This window comes from Bacteroides sp. 2201st1_D9_2201SCRN_220225 (assembly GCF_040928965.1).
In the GTDB taxonomy this organism is placed as follows: Bacteria; Bacteroidota; Bacteroidia; order Bacteroidales; family Bacteroidaceae; genus Bacteroides; species Bacteroides stercoris.
Genome location: NZ_JBCODG010000139.1, coordinates 1 through 3,792, shown reverse-complemented (window position 1 = coordinate 3,792; position 3,792 = coordinate 1). Strand labels below are relative to the sequence as shown.

General features: G+C 35.8%; 4 protein-coding genes, 2 tRNA genes and 1 pseudogene. 5 read left to right on the top strand and 2 right to left on the bottom strand.

Annotation, left to right across the window (positions count from 1 at the left end; genetic code table 11):
- Positions 1-131 precede the first annotated feature (131 nt).
- Genes AB5903_RS21985 through AB5903_RS21975 form a run of 3 tightly spaced genes read left to right on the top strand, consistent with a single transcriptional unit; the run spans position 132 to position 1,116 of the window.
- A complete protein-coding gene (locus AB5903_RS21985; protein ID WP_005850394.1) occupies positions 132-614 on the top strand; it encodes a helix-turn-helix transcriptional regulator in 483 nt (160 codons plus the stop codon).
- A gap of 32 nt (positions 615-646) precedes the next feature.
- The gene (locus AB5903_RS21980; protein ID WP_005850396.1) at positions 647-859 is read left to right on the top strand and encodes a hypothetical protein; all 213 of its coding nucleotides are present in this window, start codon (positions 647-649) and stop codon (positions 857-859) included.
- Positions 859-1,116: a hypothetical protein gene (locus AB5903_RS21975; RefSeq protein ID WP_016274541.1), complete on the top strand. Its 258-nt coding sequence runs from the start codon at positions 859-861 to the stop codon at positions 1,114-1,116. The genes AB5903_RS21980 and AB5903_RS21975 overlap by 1 nt, the downstream gene beginning before the upstream one ends.
- A gap of 391 nt (positions 1,117-1,507) precedes the next feature.
- Here AB5903_RS21975 and AB5903_RS21970 read toward each other — a convergent pair whose 3' ends face one another.
- Positions 1,508-2,851: a phage integrase SAM-like domain-containing protein gene (locus AB5903_RS21970; RefSeq protein ID WP_021971512.1), complete on the bottom strand. Its 1,344-nt coding sequence runs from the start codon at positions 2,849-2,851 to the stop codon at positions 1,508-1,510.
- Between the two features lie 97 nt (positions 2,852-2,948).
- Positions 2,949-3,020: transfer RNA gene (locus tag AB5903_RS21965), tRNA-Arg, on the bottom strand.
- 68 nt (positions 3,021-3,088) lie between these two features.
- On the opposite strand from AB5903_RS21965, the pseudogene AB5903_RS21960 reads away from it, so the two are divergent.
- Both AB5903_RS21960 and AB5903_RS21955 read left to right on the top strand, forming a co-directional pair.
- Positions 3,089-3,466 (top strand): annotated as a pseudogene (locus tag AB5903_RS21960) (CapA family protein); the annotation flags it as partial.
- 89 nt (positions 3,467-3,555) lie between these two features.
- Positions 3,556-3,629, top strand: a tRNA-His gene (locus tag AB5903_RS21955).
- Positions 3,630-3,792 lie beyond the last annotated feature (163 nt).

Genomic DNA, 3,792 nt, shown 5'->3' with positions numbered 1-3,792 from the left:
ATATTTGTGGTGTTATTACTTTTATTACGTTGCAAATATATGTAACATTGGTAATATTACCAAATAAATCTCGTAATATTTTAGTAATATTTCAGAGAATATTATCATGTTATATTTTAAAAAGTCAATAAATGATTGATTTAAAAAGACTTAGGAAAGAAAAAGGAATCACACAGAAAGAATTAGCTCAACTTCTTTCATGTGGGCAGAGTTTTATTGCCAACGTAGAGAATGGCAGAAGGGATTTACCACCCGTCAAAATAGAAATATTAGAAAGGAAATTTGGTAATATTTGCAGTTATATTACCAATGATATAGAAGAGATAAAGCCGATAGAAAATAAGCCTAAAACCATTGCGCCAAAACAACATTCACAGACTGAAAAAATGGAAGTATCTACAGATATTCTGTTTGCTGGTGCAGACGCTTTTTCCAGGCAGCTAATACAGCTAATGAACGAGAAGCTGATAGCACCCTATTCTATGATTACCGAGAAAGAAAAAGAGATAGAACGGTTAAATAGAGAAATAGGTCGCCTCGAAGCATTGTTAGAGGTAAGCAAAAAAATGAATGCCCAGCAGGAAGATGTTGCAAAATGTGCAGATGCCGTATAGTATTTGGCTTTAAACAGATTAAATATTAGAGTATGGAAGATTATAGCAAACTTGTAATAGAATTGTACAGAGAGCAATTCTTGGCTTATACAGTAGGTTTACCCGTAAACGTAGATAGCATTTTCAGTGTTCAAGATTGCCTTCTTAAAGCGATTGATAAAGCAAAGGTTAATAATGAGCCTACAGATTACCTGGTGAATTTGAAAAATGAAGTTGATTTTTTGAAGTACCAAATTCTAAGATAATGAATAATGCAGAAGCTAACAGACCTATTGCAAACCGTTTCTTTGAAGCCTTTGATGCTCTTGTGGCAATGGGTAAGATAAAAAGCGTGAGAAGCTATTGTGATCCCAACGGTGTAGATAGGCGAAATATGGAGTTACTTCGTAAAGATCCTACACGAAACTTACTACAACCATTTTGGCTGGTTCCTTTGATTACCGAATATGGTGTTAGCGCAAAATGGCTTCTTACTGGAAAAGGTAAGATGTTAGAAAAATAAAGCGATACTTTAAACAGTGTCGCTTTTTCTTTTCCCCTTAACAATCCCCTATATATACTCTATTATTAATATATAATCTTCTTATTATTATATTATATATATACCCCCGTTTAAGTTTTGCTTAGGCAATTTGCTTAAGCAAAAGTGTTTTTTGTGCAAATCATCACAAAAGCCGTTTGCGCTATAACAAACTGATAATCAGTTATATATTAGTGGTTTGATATGCAAACATACGGACACAACAAATTTTGCTTAAGCAATTTGCTTAGGCAAATCTTCAAGCAAAAATAACATTTTGCTTACCTTTTTGCTTAGGCAAATTGCTTAACCAAATTGCTTAGGCATTTTGCTTAAGCAAAACGCAAAGCATTATACACCAACAAATTACACTTTATTGGTGTGCTGTTGTATCATCTTCATTTTGCCTAAGCAAATTGCTTAAGCAAAATAGTTTTCTTTGTACTTTTTCATTTATAGGCTCCTTAGTTTCGCTGATATTTATATTCACCAGGTTAATTACTTTCCTGTTCGCTTGATCTATAGGATCCCATGATTTTTTTATGTAGATGTCCGTTACCCTCATACTATCATCAACATGATTAAGAGAAGTATGTACGGTGTATTTATCTACTCCTGCATCATTTAAAGCTATAGTAGCCCATGAGTGCCGAGCTGCGTAAAACTCCAAATCATCTACACCAACTAACTTTCCTACTTTCTTTAACCCCTTGTTTAGAGCCGTACTGAAAGTATTTACATCTGCATACATCGTATAAAACCTGAATACCCTTTTTCCTGTAGGATCCCGATATTTATCTACAAGAGCTTGGTATTCCGGTTCTACTTTGATTGAGATTTCAGCTTTATCAATGCGCCTTTCTTTGGTTTTTATTCTTTGGTATGTAATACGTCCGTTCCTATAATCTGTACAATTATATAAGTCTATAGCATTCATGCCAATTAAACCAAAGCTCAGCAAGAACACATCTTTTGCAAAATTGAATCTATTAGTACCGGGCTGGAGTATCTTAGTATATTCCAAATTTGCAATAGCTTGTATTTGCTCAACCGTCAAAGCTCGCTTTCTCGTTGCCGGAAGTTTCGGGAAATCAATGTGAGAAAAAGGGGAATAAGGTATTCGGATAACTCCAGCATCCTCATCGTTGAACTCTTTTTTCGCTCTGTTGTATATAGCCCTCATCCTATTTAAATAGTTGTGAGTTACATACCCCCTTGTTACATTTGGCTGTTTGTTTATCCAATCAGCCCAATTTTGCAAAAACTTAGCTGTTATTTCGGATAACATAACCTTTTCCCGACCAACAAACTTAACCAATGATCTAACAGCACATATATAGGTATCTGCATTACCTCCATGTCCTGCTTCTTTCATTCGTTTTATTTCCTTCCAGGTGTAGGCTGCAATATCAAGATCAAATTTTTCATTCTCATTATCGGTAGTAATGATTCTGATAATTTGCTCCATAGTCATACTGGTTTGCCTTTCACCCCAACGATCCAAACGTTTACGATACGTCCTTATCATTTCATCAGTAAGATCTATGTAATGCTGATTTTTGATTTTAAAGGTTTTCTGGGTAATATCTTCCTTATATATAAAATAAGGTGTAGCCAGGTATCGCTTTTCTCCGTTGTGTGTTACACGTATCTTAATATTATAGGTTCCGTCCTTCTTTTTTTGATGGGCGTAAACCTCCGCTTTAAATGTTGCCATAACTTTTGTAGAATATTTGTAGAACTATTTACTGCAAAAGTACCTCACTTATGCGGATTATGCGGTAACACGATCACTACCAAAATCTGTCATTTTGTACCCCCGATGGGAATCGAACCCATATTTTCGGTTTAGGAAACCGACGTTCTATCCGTTGAACTACAAGGGCTTATGCAGATTTGCACAAATTTTCAAAGAACTATTGCCTATCATTCAAAGGATAGATTGGGCTGAAAAATCGGTTACTCTTTAGGAAACTTCATCTCCAATATGAGCGCTGCAAATACAGACGGTGGACTCATCTTTACGCTGCAACTTGAAAAATATCCTCTCCCCAAGCCCATCCGTCCATTACAAAACCATTCAAGTCATTCACCGTCGCCCGAATCTTTTGCCTCTTCTTTTCCATTCGCCCGTGTCGTCCGATGCGGATACACTTTAGTATGGACCGGCCGCCCCACTCTCACCGGAGAAAAAAATTACATTTTATATCCTTCTTACTCACCACATAGCCATTTGCCGCAATCAGCCCGTAACCGTCTGAATATCTTCATTAAAAACACTCGAAAGTTCCTGGTACAGCATAATACAGAAATTTATGAAAATAATAAATAGCTATTTTTTTGCAAAAAAAACGCCAAAACATTTGTAATATCAAAGATTATCCATATCTTTGCACCGCATTTAAGAAATGCAACAACATGGTGACTGTAGTTCAGTTGGTTAGAGCGTCAGATTGTGGTTCTGAATGTCGAGGGTTCGAGTCCCTTCAGTCACCCAATAAAAAGAGGAATTTCAGTGATAATTTTCCTCTTTTTTTATTATATACCCCCTTTACCGGGACTCAGGGTTCAGTTCGAAAAAGGGGTCAATGTAAAAACCTGAGGGGTAATATTTGTAAAAATCCTATCTTTGCATAAAACTAACTCAGAAATCTTATG